This is a genomic window from Fructilactobacillus sp. X8R1C1 (assembly GCF_059900945.1).
The window spans coordinates 203,352-226,570 of record NZ_JBWXVH010000001.1 but is presented as its reverse complement, the minus strand read 5'-3'; the positions used below and the strand labels follow the sequence as shown (position 1 = coordinate 226,570).

The following is a 23,219-nucleotide window of genomic DNA, read 5'->3' as shown; positions in this document are numbered from 1 at the left end:
AATATATTTTAGAATACTTTACTAATGATTAAATGTTGGTTTATATAAATATTAAGATAAATGTAGTAATATTATAGTGGAGTTAGTTTTAAAGGTAGGTGAGACAGGTGCCCAAGAATACAAAATATGCAGTCGTTGACATGGAGACAACTGGAACGGATGTCTCTAATGGTGACCAAATTATTCAATTTAGTTGTACTTTTGTTCAGGGTGGTCAAGTGGTCGATTCCTACTCAACATATGTTAATAATGGTGAAGCGATTCCTAAAGATATCACCCACTTAACTGGCATTAACGCCCAGACAATTAAAGGAGCACCAACGTTTGATCAGGTTGCTCCCCATATTTATAAGATACTGAGTGGTACTGTCTTCGTTGCCCATAACGTTAATTTTGACTTTCCGTTTTTAAATGCGGAATTAGAAAGAGTGGGTTATCCTGAGTTAGATATTAAAGCCATTGATACGGTCACGTTGAGTCAAATCTTTTTTCCGGAATTAACGGGATATCGATTAAAGGACTTAAGTCATCATTTTGGGATTTCACACACCCATCCGCATTCCTCTAAAAGTGATGCTGACGCAACTGCTCATTTACTGTTAACAATCATGAAGAAGATTGAAAAATTACCCTTAGTGACAATTCAGTCTATTCTTAAGGTTCATCCTGATCTCCCTAGAGATACGGTTCAATTTATTGAAGATCGTGAAGAGATTAAGCGGGAACATTTAAAGAATTTGAATTCGCAATATGTGGTTGTAAATGGGATTGCGCTAAAAAACCAAGTACCATCCTATTCAATCTCAGAGCACAATTTGATAAAGTATCCTAAGACTAAGAAGCAGAAGGAACGCCAATTTATGGGTAAGTTAAATTGGCGAAGTTCACAAAGTAAAATGATGAACTTAATTTATAATAATTATCATGATAAAGAAAACCCCACCTATAATTTATTAATTGAAGCACCAACCGGGAGTGGGAAAACCCTGGGATACATGGTTCCAATGGCTTATTTGGTTAATGAAGGTGAACAGCTAGTGGTCAGTACTTCTACCAATGGACTTCAGGAACAGTTGTATTCTACAATTAAGAGTCAACTAGAACCGTTACTTAATACTAGTTTTGATGTTGCTATGTTAAAGGGTGTCAATCATTATATTAATCTAGAACGGTTTAGCAAAACACTTCAATTTCACGATAAATCTAAACAGTCACAATTCATGAAAGCACGAATCTTGGTCTGGCTCACTGAGACAAGCACGGGTGATCTTGACGAATTAAATCTTCCCAATGAAGTTCCGTTTATTGATCAAATTAATTATCAAAATTCTCATGTGGAGACGGATAAGAAGAACTCTTTTCGGGATGTTGACTTCTTACTAGCTCAATTGAAGCGGGTGGAACGTGCTGATATTGTTATCGTTAACCATAATTATCTTTTTGAGAATAGTCGTCAATTAAGTAGTTACATGACTTCAAAGCCATACTTAGTGGTTGACGAAGCTCATAAACTTGCTGACGTTGCGTTTTCATCGCAAGAAAAAGTCATTAAATTCAATACTTTAAAGAAAAATATTGGAAGGGTTAAGAATGATTTATTTCAAACCCACGGATTAAATTTAAATGAAATCTTTTCTGACGATATTGATGAGTTAAATCGACTTAATGAGTTAGATTCCCAGCTAGATGCTATTTTTGATACAAATCAGTTGATTTTACAGGATTTTAGGGTAAAATTCATGAAACCTGTTACTACTAGGCGTTCTGAGTCTTCGATTAGTGCAAAAGAACTACTTCAATTTGTGAAAGACCATCAGGATCAAATAAACCATTTGACTCATATTAACGTAAAATTAGAAGAATTTATAAATACTTTCAAAAAGTTAGTTAAGAAGGAAAAGAATCGTTGGACGATTTCTGATGAAGCTTTGATTGAAAAGTTTGAACGTCATTTACTTACAATTACTGATTACATTGATAGTGTTAATGTGGATCAAGTTAAGCAAAGGGTTAGTGAGCAATCCTCTTTTTACTGGATCTATTATACAGAGGATCTAGATCCTAATCATGTCATCCTTATGACTGGCGATTTTGCTTCCAAAAATAAGTTAAAGGAAAATATCTATCACTATTTTAAGCCAGCAATTTTTACCGGTTCGACGTTGTTTACATCAAAAAAGTCACAGTATATTTTTGATCAGCTTGATTTAAGTCGGAGTGATACGAGAATGAAACGGCTAAAATCTTCTTTTGATTATTCCAAGCAAACTGAAATGATGATTTCTGAAACGACACCGATGCCGCCTAGTGTAGATAATGATGAATATATCTCTTATCTGGCTAACTCAATTTGGAAACTTATCAACGCTAATGCAGTACCAACGCTAGTACTGTTTAACTCATTGGATATTTTAAAAAAAGTGTACGAAAAATTAGATCAGAACAATAACGGTAATTTTATGATTCAAGCCGCCGGTGTTTCTGGGAGTCAAGAAAAAATGATCAAAAGGTTTGAGTCAACCAAGGATGCAGTTCCGGTAATACTTGGAGCTAATGGTTATTTTGAGGGTGTTGATTTTCCGGATAATTTACTCAAGCAACTCATTATTACCCGGATACCGTTTGAATCTCCCAATAATCCGGTTGTTTCAAGTCGGGCTAAGTTTTTAAAGGAACAAAACAAGAATCCATTTTATAACTTTGGCTTACCAGAAGCTATTATCAAAACTAAACAAGGTGTGGGAAGATTGATTAGAAGCTCAACTGATTATGGTATCATTAACTTTTTGGACAGTCGTTTGATTGACAAACGGTATGGTAAGCAAATCATCGATGCGCTTCCCTCTGATTTACCAATTAAAACGGGGTCGATCGCTAAGATTGTTAAAGATGGTCAAGATTTCTTTAATAAGAGGGATTAATTAATTATTAAACAAGGAAAGTTTGCTATAATGATGCATGTAAAAGCTAAATAAAAGAGGAATTTTCATGTACAGAGAACAATTAAAACGAAAAAGGACTCATCGGATTCGATGGATAACTGTTGCGGTGATCGTTCTAATCATTCTGGGTGTTATTATTTTCTTTCATGTTGCTAAAGCACCCCAATTACGCGCTCGTTCTCATGTCACTACGGTAGCAGAAAATAGTGCTGGATTTCATGATATTAATCATTTCTACTCGTCTAATTTAAATAAGACATACTATTCAGTTGGTGGTTATAATAAACAGAATCAGTATGCGTATGCCATCTTACCTAAGAACGGGAAAAGTATGCAGGTCGTTACCCAAAAGAGTGGGATTACACAACAGGAAGCAGAAAAGACGGCTCAAAAAATTGGGAAAGCCTCTAAGATTATTAACACCGGACTTGGGATTTATCAGGATCAGCCAGCCTGGGTGGTTTCCTATTTAAATCAGAACAATCGAATGAATTATGTCACGGTAAATTATAAGACGGGCAAGATTGTGCAAACAATTAAGAATTTGTAATGATGAATTATTGAAGGAGGAATAAAATGAGTGAAAATTTAGAGCGCTATTTAGAAAGTGGTTCAATTAGCGTTTCTGGTTTTTTATTGCAGCATTTCTCTGAGTTGGGGATGACCCCAACTGAATTAGTGGTCTTCTTGGAGTTAGTACTAGCTCGTTCTAAAGGGGATTTGTTTCCAAGTGCTACTGAGTTGTCGAAAGCAACTGGTTTAAAAGAAGACGATATTTATAATTTATTACATCAATTAGTTACTAAAAAGATTATCAACATTTCTAGTACGAAGTCTGGGAAGGACGAATATAAGTTTGATCTTTTAAATCATAAAATGGACAAGTTGCTTGATTCTACATCGTTAGTAAACACTAATAATCATGCTCAAAAAGAGCGTAACAAACAAAGTAATGATATTAAGGAACGAAAAGGATTATTTAAAAAAATTCAAGAGGAATTTGGTCGGCCATTATCTTCAATCGAGTTGGAAACAATCAATCAATGGCTTGAACAAGATCATTACTCACCAAAGATTATTGGATTAGCCCTCAAAGAGGCGGTTCTAAGTCAGGTTTATAGTTTGAAGTATATGGATCGAATTCTTTTGAATTGGCAGCATCGCAACATTAAAACCGCTGCACAAGTTCAGGAAGCCAATGAACAGCGACAGAGAAATTTAAACAGTGATCAACCAAGAAAACCAAAACAAAATATTCCGATTTTTAAAATTAATCAATGATGCATGGATGTAAAAGATCTATGCATTTTTTTTGTGGTTAAATGATTAAAATTCAGGTGAAAAGTTAAAAGTTACTTTAACTTAATTAAAAAAAAACAAAACAACAACAAAAAAGACCCAAGCCACATAAATCATAAAGTGGATGAGTCTTAAAGAGAATATTCAATTTATTGATTTGGAGTAGAAGTGCTTGATGATTGACTATTATTAGAAGCAGGAGTGCTCTGATTATTGTTATCTTGATTATTTGATGATTCAGAAGATGATTGATCATTAGGTTTGCTCGATTCAGATGGCTCTTCAACCTTAGAACTAGACCCCGATGACGTCTGACTTGAACTAGAATTATCGTCAGATGATGAACTGTTGGAGTCTTTTGAACTTGATGAATTTGAGACAACTGAACGATTCTTGGATGCTTGTCCAGATTGACTAGCATTATTAGCTGAAACCGCGGTTCCCATGTGGCCTTCGATATAGTATTCGTTTACGCCATCTCGTTTGGTTTCAATCACATTATCCGGCTTCTGCCAATCAATATTAGGTTTATTAGCAGATGCCTGTGACATTACTTCTTTGTAGTAGGTTTGAGCAATTCGTGTTTGTGGCTCGGAAATATAGTTTCCGGGTTTAAATTGATGGTCATATCCGGTCCAAATAGAAAGTGAGAAATTCTTCGTGTACCCACTAAACCATGAATCCATTGATGATTGATCAGGAACTTTCTTAATCCAATCATCCGGATATTGGGTAGTACCGGTTTTACCGGCTTGATAAAGTCCAGGAATCTTAGCAGCAGTTCCAGAACCATTAGGAGAAGTCATGACGCCTTTTAGCATGTCATTTATCATAAAGGCAGTATCTGGTGACATGGCTCGATGCCCCTTAGGACTGTATTGCTTTTCAGCTCCGTTGACATTAACTACTTTATTGATTAAATATGGTTTGTAATACGTCCCACCATTTGCAAATGCAGCATACGCAGCTGCTTCCTGCTCTGATGAGATATAGGCACCAATTCCGTTTTGTAGTTCAAGTGGTTTATTAAATGTCATTCCTAATCCAGCTAAAAAGTCTTGTGATCGTTGGATTCCAACCTGTTGAAGGGTCCTGATCGCAGGAATATTACGTGACTCAACAAGTGCTTTTCGCATCGTGATGGTACCTTCATGCTTATTGTCAAAGTCTTGAAGTTCTTTATTTGTTCCGGGATACGTGAAAGGCGTGTCTTGAACAGCTTGATAAGTTGGCCATTTTAAGTATTCAATTGCTGGTCCATAGTCCATTAGTGGTTTCATAGTTGATCCACTAGAACGATCGGTTTGAATTGCACGATTTAATCCAAAGGCAATTTTTTGTTTTCTTGATCCAAGCATCGAAACCACTTTACCGTTATTGGAATTTACCATCGTGGCACCAATTTGGAAGTTATTGTTAGGAAATTGAATGGGTGAGTTGGGATCGTTGGCCAGTTTATACATTTGTTTTTGAGTGTCCATATTCAAATTTGTATAAACCTTATTTCCAGCATTTAATTTGTATCCCTTTTTGTCTAGTTCTTGAACAACTTGTTGGATATAGGCATCGGCATACTTCTCATTTTTTGCGTATGGAGACGAATTTGAATTGTGTTGTTTAACCAGACCATCTTGAATACTGGTCTTTTCAGCTTCACTAGCTTGCTCCTTAGAAATCACTTTATTGTTAGCCATTGCTTCTAGAACTTGATTTCTTCGTTCAGTTGCTAACTTAGGATTTGTATAAGGATTATATTGAACAGGAGCTTGAGGTAAACCAGCCAAAAAAGCCGTTTGTGGGAGGTTAATCTTCTTTAATGGTTTATTGAAATAATAATCGGAAGCAGTTTGCATTCCGTAAGCATTATTACCCATGTAAACCTTGTTGATATAAAACTCTAAAATTTGTTGTTTACTATAATCATGGTCGACTTTGACCGCTAACCAGGCTTCTTGAGCCTTGCGTTTTAGCGTTTGGTCCGAGGCCTTAGTCGAAAAGACTGATAATTTGACTAATTGTTGGGTAAGGGTACTGCCACCTTGTAAACCACCTTGGCCACGAAGATTTGAAAAGGCTGCTTCAACAATTCTGGCAGGATCAACCCCATGATCCTTATAAAAATGACGATCTTCAATTGAAATAATCGCATTTTTTAGGTTATCAGGAATCTGATCTTGTTTCACGTAGTCCCGATTTTGGGCACCTAAACGTGAAATTATCTTACCACTTGAATCATATATCGTCGTTGAATTATCACTAGAGAGGGTATTATAAGATATCTTTGGAGCACTAGCTGCATAGTAAGTAAAAAGCCCTGCTCCACAAATAAGTATGGCAACGATTACTGCCAAAATCCATAAAATGATTTTTTTCCAAAGTTTCATCTTTTTCTTTCGTGGTTGCTGATGGTGCTTAAACCTTTGTACCCTAGAAATATTTTCATCTGAATCAGCCATTAGACTTCTCCTTTACATATTGTTCTTATTATCGATAATTTGATCAACCGCTCTGAGGTATGGAATCAAGGGTTGAAGATGGTACTTAATTTGGTACGCATTCTCCTGAAGCTCTATTTTTGAAATTGACTTTCTTCCGCCCTGATTTTGTCGGTCCCAATAATAGAATAGATTCGGTCCTTCAAGCACAAAAAGTTCATTACTTTTAACAAATTTTATCATTGCAAAGGTGATCCCACCTAATTTGGTGCATTTTTTCATGTGTTCAATTTGATGTTTATGAAAGTTACTAAGAGGAAAAGAAGTGGTACTAGTAGTTTCTTTAGCATCAAAATCAATATATTTGCCCCGATAAATACCATTATAGTCAGTTGTAGAAGCATGCTGGAAATATGCTTCCTTAATAACGGCTGCACTACGTTTGGGGTAATCAACATTTACAATTTGAACTGGAGTAGGTTTTTTATGAACCACTGCAATATCCCTTTCCAAATAATATTTGTTGCTTTCATTTAATTCAGCTTCAAGGGACATCCCCCGATCACCGTACTTAATGGTAGATTTATTTTTTTTAATGATAAGTTTACTTGATTTACTGGTACTTCGATAGGAATTACCGTTAGGATAATGGAAATTCATTGTATAACCTCAATTCATTTATTAAAAATGATCATGTTATCATATACGTAGTATATTATAGCAATTGTAGGTAACTTGGAGAAATAATTATTGAAAGGTGGATAGAAATGAGCCGCGTTTGGGTATCAGGGTACCGGAGTTATGAATTAGGAATCTTTCAAAATGATGATCCTAAGTTAAAAATTATTAAGCAAGCTTTGTTTGATCAACTTTCACAGTTAATTGAAAATGGATGTGACTGGATTATCACCGGCGGACAGCTCGGAATTGAACAATGGACAGCCGATGTTTCTAAGAAACTTCAAAAAAAGTATCCACATGAATTTCAATTAGCAGTAATGTTACCATTTAAAAAATTTGGGTCAAACTGGAATGAAGATAATCAAGCAAAATTAAATCAAGCAGTTTCTAAAGCTGATTTTTCAAATTCAGTAAGTGATCATCCGTATGATTCACCTAAACAACTAAAAAATTATCAACGATTTATGCTCACGCATACAGACCAATCATTATTAGTGTATGATCCAGAAAATGAAGGTAAAACTAAGTATGACTATCAAGCTATTCACCAGTTTCAAAAAAATCATGCATATCCGATGCAATTGATCGATTTTGATCAGTTACAAGATCTTGCTGATGATTATCAAAGACAGTTAAATGATGACTTTTAGTTTTATTTCTGATAGAATAGAATTATGCGGAAATGATTGGTGAGGTGTGCATTAATGGAAAATATTAATTTTACTCCAAAACAAATTCTACAAAAGGAATTTAAGCAAAAAATGCGGGGTTACGATCCTGCTGAAGTTGATACTTTCTTGGATAGTATCATTAAGGACTATGAGACTTTTCAACGTGAGATTGATCAGTTAGATCAGGAAAATCAAGATCTAAAGTTAAAAGTTGACGAATTATCTCGTCAAGTATCAATGGGATCGAGCACACAAAGTACTCAACGTCCTATCGAACGTTCAAGTGCTCCACAACGGGCACCAGAAGAAACAACTGCTGAGCCAACTAAATCTGCTGAGGAAGCATCAAAGAATACTGCTTCAAGTCAGCCGGCTCAAGGTCAGAATCCTACTGACATGGATATCTTAAAACGGTTATCCAGCTTAGAGCGTCGTGTATACGGCGAGGATTCAGATAAATCTAATAGGTTTTAAAGACTTGGTGCAGGTCCTGAGTAATCGCGGTCAACAATTGTTGGCTGAGGAAAGTCCACTCTCGCACAAGCTGAGATGCTTGTAGTGTTCGTGCTCGGTGAAAAAATAAGCCGAGGGATCATTGATTTGATTACGGCGAAAGAAAGAACTAAGGCAATTGCTATGCTCTAGTATTTCATAAAGTGCCACAGAAACGACTAATTTGAGAAATCAAATTATTGGAACGCAGTAAACCCCGCGAGCGGGAAACCCAAACTTTGGTAGGGGAGCTTCACACACGGAAATTGAACCAAGTGTGGGGGAAGAACAATTTGTTCTTGAGATAGATGATTACTACTTAACCACTTTTTCCTGAAGTTGTGGTTAAGCACAAAACATGGCTTATAGGGGCCTGCACCATTTTTCAGGTTGAGTGGGATCTTCCCACTCTTTTTTTATATAAAAGGGAATGGATAAAATGAAAAAATTTAATTTAATGGCAACTTGTTCTGCTGGTTTAGAAGGCTTAGTAGGAGATGAGTTGCGGGAATTAGGATACGATCCAGAAGTTAAGAACGGAATGGTTCTTTTTACCGGAACGATTACTGACATTATTAAGGCTAATTTATGGTTAAGAACTGCAGATCGAATTAAAATTATTGTGGGTCGTTTTAAAGCGACAACTTTCGACGAGTTGTTTGAGAATACTAAGAGGTTGGATTGGGAAGACCTTATCCCGATGGACGGAAAGTTTCCAGTTGAGGGACGTTCACAAAAATCAGTTCTTCATAGTGTCCCGGACATTCAAGCCATTACTAAAAAAGCAATCGTTGAAAAGATAAGTAAATTTTATCATCGCCGCACTAGATTACCTGAATCAGGGGCACTATATCCACTTGAAGTTCGGGTTAACAAAGACGAAGTTATGGATACACTAGACACTACTGGCTCTAGTTTGTTTAAACGTGGATACCGAGTTGCAAAAGGTGAAGCCCCATTAAAAGAAAATATGGCCGCAGCTCTAATTCTTTTAACAAATTGGCATCCCAAACAAATGCCATTTCTGGATCCAATGTGTGGGTCGGGGACCATCCCAATTGAAGCGGCTTTAATTGCTAGAAATATTGCACCAGGTTATAATCGTGAGTTCGTATTTGAACACTGGGATTGGGTGGATCCAGAACTTGTAAAGAAAGTACGTGCCAATGCAGATTCAAAAGCTGATTATGACACCGAGTTTGATATCATGGCCTCTGATGTTAATGAACAAATGATTAATTATGCCAAAGTAAACGCTGAGGAAGCTGGTTTACTTCATGACATTCAGTTTAAACAAGTGGCCGTCCAAGACTTTCATACCGATAAACAAGATGGGGTTTTAGTTACTAATCCGCCATATGGTCAAAGAATGGGTAATACTAAAGAAGCAGCTCAGCTTTATCATGACATGGGAAAGGTATTTATTCCTATGAAAACTTGGTCTAAGTATTACTTAACCAGTGATTTAAATTTTGAAAAAGAATATGGCAAAAAAGCCACTAAACGACGTAAATTGTATAATGGGCGAATCAGAACGGATTATTTCCAATACTGGGCTGAGCAAACTTTTAACAAGAAGGACAAGTAATTGAAAAAGAAAATTGCGATTATTGGTGGTGGAATAGTTGGTTCCACCCTTGCATATTACCTAAGTCAACTTCCAAATGCTGATGAACGAGAGGTAACGATGTTTGACGATAGTTATGGGCAAGCAACCAAAGCAGCTTCAGGAATCATATCACCATGGTTGTCGAAACGTAGAAATAAACAATGGTATAACTTAGCAAAGGCTGGAGCTAAGTTGATTCCTAAAATTGCTGATCAAACTCAAATGAATTCAGCAACTTTTAATAGTAGTGGGACCATCATTACAAGACAAGATAATAACGATTTAGATGACCTCTATGCTTTAGCTAAAAGAAGGGTTCAAACAACTCCTGAGATGGGAAACATAATGAGGTTAGACAAAAAAGAAGTGCAAAATAAAATTCCCATTCTTACGATTATTCACCCAGGAATTTTTGTTTCCGGAGGAAGTCGGATTAATGGGAATCTCTTCTGCAAGCATTTAGTTGCAATCGCCAAAAAACGAAATTTGACTCTTTATAAGGGCAGAGTGATACTTACTGGTGACCATACCATTAGTTTTAAAGATCAACTATTAAGTTTCGATCAAATTGTCATAGCTACCGGTGCTTGGGTAAAAGAAACACTTGCTCCTCTTAACATTAAAGTAAAAGTCAGACCTCAAAAAGGACAACTGGTAGAATTAAAAGTATCTGATATTCCAGCTCATGAGAACATGCCGGTGATGATGCCAGAAGGAGAATATGACTTTATTCCGCTTGGACACGGAAAATTGATTATTGGAGCTACTCACGACGATGAAAAGGGCTTTGATTTAAAAGAGGAACCAAAGGTTAATGATGAATTGCTTAATTCAGCCAAAAAATTAATTCCTACCTTGGATTATTCTGATATTATTGGTAGTAGAGTGGGAACGAGAGCTTATACAGATGACTTTGCTCCCTTCTTTGGTTCAATCCCCAATTACAAAAAATTGTTGATCGGTAGTGGTCTTGGATCGTCGGGTCTAACTACTGGACCAATGATTGGAAAATTATTATCGGATTATATTGTTTTTGGCACTACTAAAGACTGGGATATGTACGAAAAACCAATCTCTAACTACGTTAATTAATTAGAATGAAGAGCTTGAAAAGCTAATTCGTGAGCACCTAGATTTTGAGTGTCTGGAATCCATTTAGTTAACACCATTGCGAAATGATTTTGTAATTTAACGATTTCATCAACGTATTTTTGATAATGTTTGGCGTATTGTTTATTAAGACTGTCGCTTAAAATGGAACTGTCAGTGTAGTACAGGACAGTAATATCACTTGGATGCTTGTTAATACTATTTAAATGATCACAAAGCTCTCTTAGGGCAGTGAGGCATGCTTTGAATTCACCAATATGATTATTTTTTGCTTTACATTGCTTTTTAATTTGAATTTGTTGTTTCTGATGAAGAATTAAAATTCCAATTCCACATTGATTACTTTTAGGTTTAATAGCTGCATCAGAATATAATTTATACATTAATAAATTACTCCATTCGTTTAATAAAGAGGTTTAGACTATGATAACTCAAAAGAGAAAATTTTTGTATCAACCAAATATCACTACTAGTATTATCTGCTGGAGTTGGACGTTTATTGTTTTGCTAATTGGGGTGATCATTTGGTTAGAAATAACTCACTTTCAAGAAATTACATTAGGTTTTTTTATTGTTTTTATCCTACTATCATGGATTCAAATTCATTTTAGAAAGTTAATCTTATCAAATAAGACATTAACAGTGCGGAGCGTGTTTCATCCCAAGGGGATTCAAATGAATATTAAGGACATTATTGATATTCATTCCAAAAAATTTCAATTATCTTTCAACTATAAGAATAAAAACTATAATTTTATACTTCCCAACAATTCTATCATCGAATTAAAAGAAGCTTTTAGCACTGAAGTAAAAAAATAGAGGGTGTATGAATGAAAACTGACATTGAAATATCACAGGAAAGTCAATTGGATCCGATTCAAGATATCGCAAGTAAACTTTCGATTCCCCAAAACGAAGTTGATCCATATGGAAAGTACATGGCAAAAATATCAGGTAATACTCGTGATCGACATACTAAAAAGAAACTGATTTTAGTAACTGCTATTAATCCCACTCCGGCTGGAGAAGGGAAATCCACTGTATTAATTGGTCTTGGCGATGCGTTAAATCAACTAAATAAAAAAGTTGCCATTGCTTTGCGGGAACCTTCTATGGGTCCTGTGATGGGAATGAAAGGTGGAGCAGCCGGAGGCGGATTTGCTCAAGTTGAACCAATGGTGAACATTAATCTTAATTTTACGGGAGATATTCATGCTTTAACTTCTGCTAATAATACTCTAGCGGCACTGATCGACAATTCGATTCAACAGGGAAATCCTTTACATTTAGATCCACGTAAAATTCAGTGGCACCGAGCAATGGATGTTAACGATCGTGAACTAAGAAATATGGTCATTGGACTAGGTGGATCTAAGTCCGGCGTTCCTAGAGAAGAGCATTTCGAAATCACAGCTGCAAGTGAATTAATGGCCATTTTGTGTCTATCAACTGATTTAAATGATTTAAAAGAACGTATTAAGAATATTTTAATTGGATACACTTATGATAATGAACCAGTTTTTGTTTCAAATCTGGGGGTTGAAAGTGCTTTAACAATTATTTTAAAAGATGCGATTAATCCTAATCTAGTTCAAACATTAGAACATACCCCAGCGTTTGTTCATGGGGGGCCGTTTGCTAATTTAGCTATGGGGTGTAACAGTGTTCAAGCTACTAATGTGGCTCTTAAAGTTGCTGATTATACGTTAACTGAAGCAGGATTTGGTTCTGATCTAGGTGGTGAGAAATTCATGGATTTGGTATCACCACACTTAAATGCAGATCCGAGTGCAGTCGTTATGGTTGCATCAATTCGTGCTCTAAAGTTCAATGGTGGGATTAGTAAAGAAAACTTAGCTATACCAAACGTTAAAGCATTAAAATCTGGAGTAAAAAATCTTGATCATCATATTAAGGCAATGAAATCCTTTAACAAACCAATTATCGTCGCCATTAATCAGTTTACTGATGATTCCCCTGAAGAAATTAAGTGGTTAAGTGATCATTTAAGAAAACAAGACGTTGAATTTGGTATTAGTAAGTCATTTCTTGAGGGTGGTAAGGGTTCAATTGACCTTGCTCAGAAATTAATCAAACTTGTTGAGAATAATGCATCCATTAATCGAGTTTACAATGACGAGGATTCCTTGATCGATAAAATTAATAAAGTCGCTAAAAGGATTTATGGAGCAAAGGACTTCGTCCTTTCTGGGAAAGCCATGAAGCAATTAAAGGGCATTGAAAAAAATGGATGGGATAAACTACCGATCTGTATTTCTAAAACTCAATATTCTTTATCAGATAACCCCAAAAAATTAGGCGATCCAAGTGGGTTTACTTTGCATATTACTGAATTATTGCCGAAACTAGGAGCAGGATACATTGTGGCGATGGCTGGAAAAGTAATCACTATGCCGGGATTGCCTAAGCATCCAGCTGCAGCAGAAATGGATATTGATAAAAATGAAAAAATCACCGGATTATTCTAAAAAACAAATCTTGGCATGGATATGTTTTGCACTAATGTTTTTTATTCTCCTGATTTTTGATCAAATTTCGAAATGGTGGATTCGGATTAACATTCCACTTGGAAAAGAAATTCCATTCGTTCCTGGAGTTATATCATTGACTAATATTAATAACACAGGTGCTGCTTGGAGTTTTCTTGCTGGGAAATCTTTCATTTTTGAATTCATCGCCACTGTAGCCGTTTTGCTTTTTATGATATTTATTTACGTTGAAAGATATCATATCGGATACTTGTTTGGTTTAACGTTGATGTTGGTTGGAACGATTGGTAATTTGTTAGATCGGCTGTTTTTAGGAGCAGTTACCGATATGATTCAATTAGATTTTATAAACTTTCCAATTTTTAACGTAGCTGATTCGTGTGTAACGATTGGTGTGATTGTCCTGTTCTTAGTTATTTTATTAGCAAAGCCTGAGAGTGAGAAAAATGCAAAATAGAGAATTTAGAGCTGATAATGAAAACGAGCGACTTGATAAATTGGTTTCGGATCACTATGAAGATTTAAGTCGTAGTCGTGTAAATGAATTAATCAAGGTTCATTTAATTTTAGTTAATGGTGATACTAAAAAACCAAAATACAAATCCCAAAATAATGATCTCATTCAAATTTCTATCCCTGAGCCTAAACAAATAAATTTAGTGCCAGAGAACATTAAGCTGGATATTGTTTATGAAGATGATCAGGTGATTGTGGTCAACAAGCCCCAAGGTATGGTAGTCCATCCCGCTCCCGGTCATCCTGACCATACCCTAGTTAATGCACTGTTGTATCATACAAAATTGTCTTCTATTAATGGAACAGTCAGACCAGGAATTGTTCATCGCATCGATAAGGATACCTCTGGATTGTTGATGGTAGCTAAGACCGATATTGCTCATAGATCATTGTCCAAACAACTAAGGAAAAAAACTAATCGCAGAAAGTATTTAGCGTTGGTTCATGGTAATATTAATGAAGAACGCGGTACCATTGATGCTCCGATTGGTAGATCTTTTAACGACCGCAAGAAACAGGCAGTAATTCCCGGCGGAAGGAATGCCATCACTCATTTCCACGTTCTTGAACGGTTTGGTGGGAAATATACTTTAGTGGAATGTCAGTTAGAAACCGGAAGAACTCATCAAATTAGAGTCCATATGAAATATATTGGTCATCCACTCGTTGGCGATCCACTTTATGGACCTAAAAATACCATTAAAGGGAAAGGACAGTTTTTACATGCTGCTGAACTGGGATTTAAACATCCAGTTACACATGAAGAACTCAATTTTAAAGTTCCAGCACCACCAATTTTTCAAAAAACAATCAATCAGTTAAGAAAACAGTATTCTGATATCAGTTAAGGAGTGACATTTATGGCAAAAGAGAAAGTTGTAGTTGATGGCATGGCCATGCAACGTGCTTTGACACGAATCACTTATGAAATTATTGAGAAAAATAAAGGTATCAACGACTTAGTTTTAGTTGGTATTAAGACTCGTGGAGTTTATTTGGCAAGAAGAATTGCTAAACGCTTGGAAAAACTTGAAAATGCTAAAATTCCGGTTGTGGAACTAGATGTAACCAAATATCGTGATGACTTAAAGAACCGAAAGACAAAGCCTAATCCAACTAATAATGATGGGGTAGACATTAATAATAAAAATGTAATCCTAGTTGATGATGTGTTATACACTGGCCGGACTGTCCGGGCAGCATTAGGAGCAATCAATGAAATGGGAAGACCGAAGAGAATTGGTTTAGCTGTATTAGTTGATCGTGGTCATCGTGAACTACCAATTCGGGCTGATTTTGTTGGGAAAAATATTCCTAGTTCAAAGGACGAAAAAGTTAATGTCTTGGTTTCAGAAATTGATGATCGTGATTCTGTCGAAATCGTTTCTAACAAGTAAGGGACCTTCATTATGACTAAAAGATATTTAATCCTAAATGATGGCACTTCATTTGTGGGAAAATCGATGGGGGCTGAATCAACCGTAACGGGCGAGATTGTTATGAATACGAATCTTAATGGCTACCAGGAATCAATCACAGATCCAATTTATCACAATCAAATCGTGGCATTCACACAGCCTTCAGTTGGAAATATCGGAATCAATCGAAAAAACTATGAGTCTATTTTGACATCAGCTAAGGGTGTGGTTGTTCATCATAGTGAGGATATTTCAACTAGTTACTTAAAAAATATATCTTTAGATACATTTCTTAAGCAACGTAATATTCCGGGGATAACTGCAATTGATACTCGTTATCTTTTGAAATACATTATGGCACATGATATTTCAAAAGCGAGTCTCGTTGATGTTAATGATGAACATGCATTTGATCAGTTAAATGCAGCTGTTTTAAGTAATCAGCAGATTCAACAGGTTGCCACACCCAAACCTTATTTGGTCCCTGGGAATGGCAAAACCGTTGCGGTACTTGATTTTGGCTTAAAAGAAGGGATTATTCGTCAATTATCTCAAAGGAATTGCAATGTAATTGTGCTTCCCTTTGACACTTCATACCAAGAAATCATTGATCTTGACCCAGAAGGAATTATTTTATCAACAGGGCCTGGATCTCCGCACGAAATTGATGAAAGTGTTTTAAAGACGATTGCTAAATTAGAACAGGCACTTCCAGTTTTTGGTATGGGATTAGGGCATGAATTGTTAGCTATGGCTAATGGAGCCAGTGTTTATCGAATGAGACTTGGACACCATGGAAGCAATCATCCCATTCAAAAAATTATTACTAATCAAATTATTTATGCTAATCAAGCTCAGGATTATGCCGTAGATCCAAATTCTATCGACACATCAAAACTAATTGTGACATACATAGACTTAATCAATGGAACAGTTCAGGGAATTAGGCACCGTGACTATCCAAGTTTCTCAGTTCAATTTTCTCCGGATGGGTCTAGTGGTCCAACTGACAGTATTGACTTATTTGATGAATTTCTAGAAAGTATCACAGCTCATGGGAGATAGCCTAATGAAAGACGATATCAAAAAAATCTTAATAATCGGAGCAGGACCGTCTGGAATTGGTCAAGAATGTGAGCTTGATTCCGCTGCATTTCAAGCACTAAAGGTTTGGAAGAAACTTGGGATTACTACTTTTCTTTTGGATAATAATCCATATTCAGTAATATTACAGGAAATGAATCCTGATAATGTTTCCATTAAACCTGTTAATACTGAAAATGCTAAACATGTTATTGAAACAGAGAACATTGATGCAGTTACCTCAGTTTTCGGCGGAGTTAATGCACTAAAGGTTATTCAACGCTTAAATAAAAATGGAATATTAAAAGAAAATAATGTAAAAATTATTGGTTTAAATGATGATAATATTGATCTGTTTAACAATGAAAATCGATTGAATCAAAGATTAAAAGAATATGGGATTCCCACCCCTGATTATTATATTGTTGATAATTTTGATGATTTAAGGAATGTAATTGATAAAATTTCATTTCCAATTTCTGTTAGACCGTTAGATCCTAAAGTTCGACAACAACGGTTGATTTTTCAAAACATGGAACAAATAACTAACGATGCTGATACCATCTTTGAGGAGTCAAAGTCTAGTAAATGCCTAATTGAACGGGAAATTGTCGGCTACAAAGAAGTTGGGACGGTTTCACTGCGTGATACAATGGGGACAAAATTGATGGTATCTTCTTTGGAAGATATGAATCCAGTCGGAGTGAACTCAAATGATTCGGTCGTTTATACCCCGGCACAAACTTTAAGTGATACCCAGATTCAAATGATGCGATCAATTTCATTTCAGGTCATGGACGTTTTGGGAATCAAGGGCGTTTGTCATGTACAATTTGCTCTGAATACTGAAACAAATGATTGTTTTGTTCTAAAGGTAAATCCTAGTTTTAACATGAGTACTACCTTAGCAGCAAGATCAACGGGATATCCAATTGCCTTAGTTACCTCACAATTATTATTAAATTATCCAATTACTAAAATTAAGTTACCAGCACGTTTTCATAAATTTACGACGGTGCTTCAACCAATCAGTGATCATATCACGGTAAAAATCCCCATCTGGCCGTTTGAGCAATTACCTGATGCTGATTCACGACTTGGAACTAAAACCAAATCCATTGGATCAGTAATTGGGGTAGGTCGTAGTTGCGAAGCCGCTTTGTTAAAGGCCATTAGAAGTTCGCAATCGAGTCCAAAAGATGTTTTGCCAAGTTATTCTGAACTTTCCGAAGATGAACTAATTTCACAATTAATTCACCCAACCGATATCCAACTCCCAATTCTATTTGAAGCCCTCTCACGTCATTATAGTATTGAAGATTTACAAGAATTGACCAAAATTGATCAATTTTTCTTTGTGATCATGGCAAATATTGATAAGAGTCGATCGTATATTTTTAAACACCAAAATGACGCTAAAGCTTTCAGGTTAGCTCATGAAATGGGATTTGGTGATGGAATGTTGTCATCCATTTGGCATACAGATATCAATCAACTTCGTCAAAAGGATTCTTATAAAACCTATAAAATGATCGAACCAACGGCTGGAGAATTTCCCGAAAAAATTAATTCCTTTTATGCTAGTTATGAAATTGACAACGAATCTAATCAAATCGGGAATAACACCGCACTAGTAATTGGAAAGGGTAGAAATAAAATTGGCCCCAATATTGCTTCTGATTTCTATACTAGTGAAATATTAATTCAACTTAAAAAGATTGGATTTGACACTGTAATTTTAAATAATAATCCTAATTCTGCCTCCTTAGCGCCAATGATGAGTGACAAGCAGTACATTGAACCAATTCAACTGGGAGAAATTTTAGACGTCATTCAAACTGAGAAACCCCAATACGTCTTTCTGCCGGGTAATCGTCACTTCCTAATTCGTGAACTTAGCAAGTATCATGATTTCAAGTTGGTGGTTTTACCACCAAATCAAAAAGATGCAGTTTGGTATGGATCTCATGTTGATTTTGCGTTTGATTTATTAGTAACGGAGAACAAAATAGTTCCAATTTCAACCGTGGGGTTTAAATCCGGTGATGGAAACGATGACGATATCAGTCTTCAAACAGATTATTATGTTCCTTATGGTAAAGATGTTTTGAATGTGGAAGGGCTAGTTGAACGAGCTAAGGTAGCGGTGAAAAATCAGAGTCTTCATGGACTAGTTCAGGTTCTTTTTTACAGGGATCAAGACAAGATTAAAATTACTGGTGTGAGACCACTTCGAATTACCGAGACCGTTCTTTTAAATATGTCCACTGGAATTAACTGGATTGGGGTGCTGGTCAGGATGGCAACCGGACATTTAAATATTGATAAAATTGTAAATACCGTTCCCAAAATTGATTCTTCAACACACTTTACGGTGATGCAGGCTTCTTTCCCATTTAAGCAACTTGGAGTGTACGATTATCAAAAAGACCGATCACTCGAGTCAGGGGCTAAATTATCAATAGGTCATACTATTAACGAAGCAACCAACAAGTTATTGAAGTAAAAAAACAAGATACTAATTAGTATCTTGTTTTTTACTATTCTCTCTTAAATGTTTAACAATTGCTTCCGTTGGCGTTACGTAAATCGTATTTTGCCCCCGATAGGTAACAAAACCAGGTTTCCCTCCATTGGGCTTTTTTACAGCTTTTACTTTAACGTAATCAACTGGCACGTTGGCAGATGCTCGTGCTTTGGAAAAATAAGCAGCCAGTTCAGCAGCTTGAAGAATTGTCTGTTCAGTTGGATTGAAAGATCTAATTATTACATGAGATCCGTGGATATTTTGGACATGAAGCCAAGTATCACGTTTATCTGCTGTCCGAAGGGTAAGTTGATCATTTTGTAAATTATTTTTACCAACCAAAATTATCTCACCATCATCTGAGACAAACTTTTCAGGTTTGCTAACTTTAGTTTTATGATGTTTACTGTTACCTTTTTTTGGCTTCCTAATGTATCCACCATTTTTTAATTCTGTCTTAATGTCATCTAAATCACGTGGATCCGCGATTTCAATTTGGGATTCAATACTCTCAAAATAATCAATTTCATCCTGACATTCCTTGATTTGCTTAACTACATATTCCTTTGCATTTCGCTTTTTATCGTATTTTTTAAAGTATTTTTGAGCATTTTCAGAAGCTGAGAGGGAAGGATCTAGTGAGATAATGATCTCCTTATTATTATTGTAAAAATTGGGTAGTTTAATCTCTTTAGATCCAACTTTAACTTGATTTAAATAAGTCATTAAAATCTCACCTTTAACCCGTAGGTCATCTGCATGCTCAGATTCTTCTAAGGTATTTTGTAATTTTTTAAGCTTTTTCCGATTCTTTTTTAATTCATTTTTGGTAATTCGAATTAATTGTGACCCTTGTTCTCGAACTCGCTCACGTTGAACCTTAGTTTGGTAATATTCATCTAACATTTCGCTTAAAGTTTTAAATCTTTTATCCGGCTGAATGCCGATATATTGAAATGCTGAAAATTGTAATTTTCCCTTCATATCATCTCCAATAATAGGTTCTGGATTTTCGAAATGATTAAAAAATTTCCAATATTTTTGTTTTAAAGTTGATCCAGATACATGAAGGGCACTTGCGAGCGCATAGGACGTATCAGTCCCAAGTCCTTGAAGATATTTACGTAATTGAGTAGCAAATACATCTACATTTGGAAACTCACGATTGATTTTTTCAATTTGTGTAAATTCTTTTTTGTTAACTTGAAATGGATCAACCAGATCTTGTTTTGGGGGTTGAATATATTTAGATCCTGGAAGAATGGTTCGGTATCGATTTTGAGCAGATGAAATTCTTCTAACTGAATCAATTATTGATGAATCTTTAGCTTGAACTAAAATGACGTTACTATGACGTGCCATTACTTCAATGACAAGGACTAATTCCTCAATATCACCTAATTCATTCCTTGTATTAAAATGAATGTGAATAATCCGATCATTGTTTACTTGATGAATTTTGCTAATAAAACTTCCACTTAAATGTTTTCTTAACGTCATTGCAAAGTTAGTTGGAACTTTCGGATTTGTAAAAGGGACGTTTGTAATTTGTACTCGAGCGTATGAGGGATTCGCTGATAATAATAACTGATAATTATTATGATTAGAACGAATAGTTAAAATAATTTCATTAGGGTAGGGCTCGTTTATTTTTGAAACACGTCCGTTTAGTAATTTGTTATTTAATTCATGACTCATTGCATGTGTAAATGATCCGTCAAATGACATATATAACACTCCTTTTTGCTTCATTGTCCAGTATAACTTATATTGTTGAGTGGTAGCACATAAATATTAAATCCGTAATCTTGTATTAGGCAATTAATGGTATAATATTTTACGGAGGAATATCAATGAAAAATAGTTTAACTGCTCTTAGAGTTGTTGGAAAAATGCATCAACAACAGCTCCAAGCTCTTACCAAAAAATCAAATCTTACTATTTCAGAATGGCAATTGTTAATTGCCATTGATGATGGCTATACGACCCAAGAATCGCTTTCTAAGTCAATGAAATTAGATACATCAACTTTATCGCGACAATTGAAACGATTAGTTGTAAAAGAAATGATTCAAAAGAAAGCCATTGGGCAGGATAAACGCCAGTTAATATACAGTATTACTGATAAGGGTAAGAAGACATGTCATCAAATTAGTAATGACTACGAAGATCTTTCCACACAAATTTTTAATCAGTGGACTGATGAAGAAAAGAATCTTTTAAAGATTCTCCTCAATCGATTAGAAACAAGTATGAAGAAAATCCGTAAATAGGTTAGGTGAAAGAAATGAAGACAGCGATTGTTACTGATAGTACATCGTATTTATCTAAGGAAGATATCAAAAAATATAATGTTCATATTATTCCAATCTCCGTAATCTTCAACGGTAAAAGTTACCGCGAAGGAATTGACATTACAAATAAGGAATTCTACCAAAAGCTTAAAGAGTCACCCAAATTACCGACGACTTCACAGCCGCCAATTGGAGCACTAATTGAAGAATATAATAAATTAGCTGACGATGGTTATGATGCAGTGATTAGTATTCATTTAGCTTCAACCATTTCTGGCATGTATCAAGCAGTTTGTAATGTAGCCAAAATGATGGATAACATCAAAATTTATCCTTTTAATTCTGGAATTACTGTTGATCCAATGGCTGCTTTAGTGAAATATGCAGCTAATTTAGCACAAAATAATGTTCCTCCAGAAGAAATTATTCAAAAACTTAAACTTCTTCGGTCAACCATTGATGAGTTAATTGTTGTCGATGATTTAGATAACCTAGTTAAGGGTGGGCGTTTATCAAATGCAACAGCGTTTGTAGGTGGACTATTAAACATAAAGCCCATTTTAACTTTTGATAACCAAACTGATGAGATCGTAGCATTTGATAAGGTTCGTTCTAAGAAAAAGGCACTTAAACGTGTTGAAGATTTATTTTCTCAAGCAGTATCAAAAGCCAATTATCCAATTGAAGTTGCTGTAATTGATGCCAATAACCCCAAAGAAGCTGATGTTTGGCAGAAATCCATTCAAGAAAAATATCCAAATATGAAAGTTACCCGCGGATCATTCGGACCAGCAATTGGAACCCATTTAGGTAGCGGAGCTCTTGCATTGGGATGGATCAAAGATATTAATAGATAAAATAAGTTGGAAATTAAAGAACACCAAAAATGGTGTTCTTTTTAATATATATTTATAGAGGGAAACATTTAATTATTTATTCTTTTTCTAGTTTACATAATATATATTATACGAAGTAGACTTAATATTAATAAAAGAGCAATTCATACTTATTTTAGATTATCATCATTTGTATAACTTTAAATTGATTTTGCAACTTCATCATTTGGATTCAAAATAATTTGATCTGACTGTAGATTCATCTACTTTTAAAAGTTTTCGCGAGTAATTCTTGATCGTTACTATCGTTTCCAAACGCAATCTAGTTTCTAATAGTTGCTATCGGTTATAATTCTTAACGTACTGAATTTGTTAATATTTTGAGCTGTCAGATCAATATTCTTTTCGCCAAAATGACGTATTTTGTTTAATGAATACTGTATTTTATCAATTAAGTCACTATTTATGTCCAATAAAATGATTTTAACGGCTTTTTTGATTGATGAGATAGCTACATTTTCAGCTAATTGATTTGAGTCTAGTTGCTTAAATATTGGATTTAAAGCGCTTACTTTATCACTGTAATTCCAATTATCATCAATTATGTAATTTAAATCGTATTTTTTAATGATATTTTTAGTCAATTGTATATCACAATTACTCTTGAAATTAGATATCTGATTGGCCTGGTTTAATCAAAGATAATTTCATTACGTTTTGCTAGTTGTTTAATTGCATTTACAATTTCTGAATTTATTTCAACACCATTAAAGCTCAACGTTCGGTCAACATCAAA

At 35.2% G+C, this 23,219-nt stretch carries 21 protein-coding genes and 1 other RNA gene; 17 read left to right on the top strand and 5 right to left on the bottom strand.

Annotated features, from left to right (window positions below; translation table 11 throughout):
* Positions 1 to 107 precede the first annotated feature (107 nt).
* The 3 genes from AC6UD1_RS01190 to AC6UD1_RS01180 all read left to right on the top strand — a co-directional run bounded on the left by AC6UD1_RS01190 (position 108) and on the right by AC6UD1_RS01180 (position 4,223).
* Complete coding sequence (locus tag AC6UD1_RS01190) at positions 108 to 2,921, top strand: helicase C-terminal domain-containing protein (RefSeq protein ID WP_500707106.1); 2,814 nt, start codon at positions 108 to 110, stop codon at positions 2,919 to 2,921.
* Between the two features lie 67 nt (positions 2,922 to 2,988).
* Positions 2,989 to 3,492, top strand: a complete 504-nt coding sequence (locus AC6UD1_RS01185) for a cell wall elongation regulator TseB-like domain-containing protein (protein ID WP_500693735.1) — start codon at positions 2,989 to 2,991, stop codon at positions 3,490 to 3,492.
* Positions 3,493 to 3,518: 26 nt separating this feature from the next.
* Positions 3,519 to 4,223, top strand: a complete 705-nt coding sequence (locus tag AC6UD1_RS01180) for a DnaD domain-containing protein (protein WP_500707105.1) — start codon at positions 3,519 to 3,521, stop codon at positions 4,221 to 4,223.
* Between the two features lie 167 nt (positions 4,224 to 4,390).
* Here the strand turns inward: AC6UD1_RS01180 and AC6UD1_RS01175 are convergent, their stop codons facing one another.
* Together AC6UD1_RS01175 and recU are read right to left on the bottom strand one after the other, a co-directional pair.
* The gene (locus AC6UD1_RS01175; RefSeq protein WP_500707104.1) at positions 4,391 to 6,697 is read right to left on the bottom strand and encodes a PBP1A family penicillin-binding protein; all 2,307 of its coding nucleotides are present in this window, start codon (positions 6,695 to 6,697) and stop codon (positions 4,391 to 4,393) included.
* Positions 6,698 to 6,709: 12 nt separating this feature from the next.
* Positions 6,710 to 7,336 carry a Holliday junction resolvase RecU gene (gene recU, locus AC6UD1_RS01170; protein WP_500693738.1) on the bottom strand — a complete coding sequence of 209 codons (627 nt, stop codon included), beginning with the start codon at positions 7,334 to 7,336 and terminating at the stop codon, positions 6,710 to 6,712.
* Positions 7,337 to 7,443: 107 nt separating this feature from the next.
* Here recU and AC6UD1_RS01165 point away from each other — a divergent pair, with 107 nt between their 5' ends.
* The 5 genes from AC6UD1_RS01165 to AC6UD1_RS01145 all read left to right on the top strand — a co-directional run bounded on the left by AC6UD1_RS01165 (position 7,444) and on the right by AC6UD1_RS01145 (position 11,221).
* On the top strand, positions 7,444 to 8,007 hold the full coding sequence (locus AC6UD1_RS01165; RefSeq protein ID WP_500693739.1) for an SLOG family protein: 564 nt from the start codon (positions 7,444 to 7,446) through the stop codon (positions 8,005 to 8,007).
* 54 nt (positions 8,008 to 8,061) lie between these two features.
* Complete coding sequence (gene gpsB / locus AC6UD1_RS01160; protein WP_500706507.1) at positions 8,062 to 8,502, top strand: cell division regulator GpsB; 441 nt, start codon at positions 8,062 to 8,064, stop codon at positions 8,500 to 8,502.
* A 12-nt stretch (positions 8,503 to 8,514) separates the two neighbouring features.
* Positions 8,515 to 8,891: RNase P RNA component class B (gene rnpB / locus AC6UD1_RS01155), an RNA gene on the top strand.
* A 68-nt stretch (positions 8,892 to 8,959) separates the two neighbouring features.
* A complete protein-coding gene (locus tag AC6UD1_RS01150) occupies positions 8,960 to 10,108 on the top strand; it encodes a THUMP domain-containing class I SAM-dependent RNA methyltransferase (RefSeq protein ID WP_500707103.1) in 1,149 nt (382 codons plus the stop codon).
* Positions 10,109 to 11,221, top strand: coding sequence for an NAD(P)/FAD-dependent oxidoreductase (locus tag AC6UD1_RS01145; RefSeq protein ID WP_500707102.1), 1,113 nt, complete (start codon positions 10,109 to 10,111; stop codon positions 11,219 to 11,221).
* Here AC6UD1_RS01145 and AC6UD1_RS01140 read toward each other — a convergent pair.
* A complete protein-coding gene (locus AC6UD1_RS01140; protein ID WP_500695657.1) occupies positions 11,218 to 11,622 on the bottom strand; it encodes a reverse transcriptase-like protein in 405 nt (134 codons plus the stop codon). The genes AC6UD1_RS01145 and AC6UD1_RS01140 overlap by 4 nt on opposite strands.
* A 40-nt stretch (positions 11,623 to 11,662) precedes the next feature.
* Between AC6UD1_RS01140 and AC6UD1_RS01135 the strand changes: the two genes are divergently transcribed.
* Genes AC6UD1_RS01135 through AC6UD1_RS01105 form a run of 7 tightly spaced genes read left to right on the top strand, consistent with a single transcriptional unit; the run spans position 11,663 to position 19,272 of the window.
* Positions 11,663 to 12,058 carry an EbsA family protein gene (locus tag AC6UD1_RS01135; protein ID WP_500695656.1) on the top strand — a complete coding sequence of 132 codons (396 nt, stop codon included), beginning with the start codon at positions 11,663 to 11,665 and terminating at the stop codon, positions 12,056 to 12,058.
* Between the two features lie 11 nt (positions 12,059 to 12,069).
* On the top strand, positions 12,070 to 13,728 hold the full coding sequence (locus tag AC6UD1_RS01130; protein ID WP_500707101.1) for a formate--tetrahydrofolate ligase: 1,659 nt from the start codon (positions 12,070 to 12,072) through the stop codon (positions 13,726 to 13,728).
* The gene (lspA, locus tag AC6UD1_RS01125; RefSeq protein ID WP_500707100.1) at positions 13,703 to 14,206 is read left to right on the top strand and encodes a signal peptidase II; all 504 of its coding nucleotides are present in this window, start codon (positions 13,703 to 13,705) and stop codon (positions 14,204 to 14,206) included. The genes AC6UD1_RS01130 and lspA overlap by 26 nt, the downstream gene beginning before the upstream one ends.
* A complete protein-coding gene (locus tag AC6UD1_RS01120; protein ID WP_500707099.1) occupies positions 14,196 to 15,113 on the top strand; it encodes an RluA family pseudouridine synthase in 918 nt (305 codons plus the stop codon). Before lspA ends, AC6UD1_RS01120 begins: the two co-directional genes overlap by 11 nt.
* Before the next feature lie 12 nt (positions 15,114 to 15,125).
* Positions 15,126 to 15,662 (top strand): bifunctional pyr operon transcriptional regulator/uracil phosphoribosyltransferase PyrR, encoded by a 537-nt coding sequence (gene pyrR / locus AC6UD1_RS01115; RefSeq protein WP_500693748.1) that lies wholly within the window; start codon positions 15,126 to 15,128, stop codon positions 15,660 to 15,662.
* 12 nt (positions 15,663 to 15,674) lie between these two features.
* Positions 15,675 to 16,748, top strand: coding sequence for a carbamoyl phosphate synthase small subunit (locus tag AC6UD1_RS01110; protein WP_500693749.1), 1,074 nt, complete (start codon positions 15,675 to 15,677; stop codon positions 16,746 to 16,748).
* Between the two features lie 4 nt (positions 16,749 to 16,752).
* On the top strand, positions 16,753 to 19,272 hold the full coding sequence (locus AC6UD1_RS01105; protein WP_500695651.1) for a carbamoyl phosphate synthase preATP-grasp domain-containing protein: 2,520 nt from the start codon (positions 16,753 to 16,755) through the stop codon (positions 19,270 to 19,272).
* A 12-nt stretch (positions 19,273 to 19,284) separates the two neighbouring features.
* Here AC6UD1_RS01105 and AC6UD1_RS01100 read toward each other — a convergent pair whose 3' ends face one another.
* Complete coding sequence (locus tag AC6UD1_RS01100; protein WP_500707098.1) at positions 19,285 to 21,021, bottom strand: Rqc2 family fibronectin-binding protein; 1,737 nt, start codon at positions 21,019 to 21,021, stop codon at positions 19,285 to 19,287.
* A gap of 125 nt (positions 21,022 to 21,146) precedes the next feature.
* On the opposite strand from AC6UD1_RS01100, the gene AC6UD1_RS01095 reads away from it, so the two are divergent.
* On the top strand, positions 21,147 to 21,566 hold the full coding sequence (locus AC6UD1_RS01095) for a MarR family winged helix-turn-helix transcriptional regulator (RefSeq protein ID WP_500695649.1): 420 nt from the start codon (positions 21,147 to 21,149) through the stop codon (positions 21,564 to 21,566).
* 14 nt (positions 21,567 to 21,580) lie between these two features.
* Positions 21,581 to 22,444: a DegV family protein gene (locus AC6UD1_RS01090; RefSeq protein WP_500695648.1), complete on the top strand. Its 864-nt coding sequence runs from the start codon at positions 21,581 to 21,583 to the stop codon at positions 22,442 to 22,444.
* A 308-nt stretch (positions 22,445 to 22,752) separates the two neighbouring features.
* On the opposite strand, the gene AC6UD1_RS01085 is transcribed toward AC6UD1_RS01090, so the two are convergent.
* Positions 22,753 to 23,067 (bottom strand): hypothetical protein, encoded by a 315-nt coding sequence (locus tag AC6UD1_RS01085; protein ID WP_500696687.1) that lies wholly within the window; start codon positions 23,065 to 23,067, stop codon positions 22,753 to 22,755.
* Positions 23,068 to 23,219: the final 152 nt, after the last annotated feature.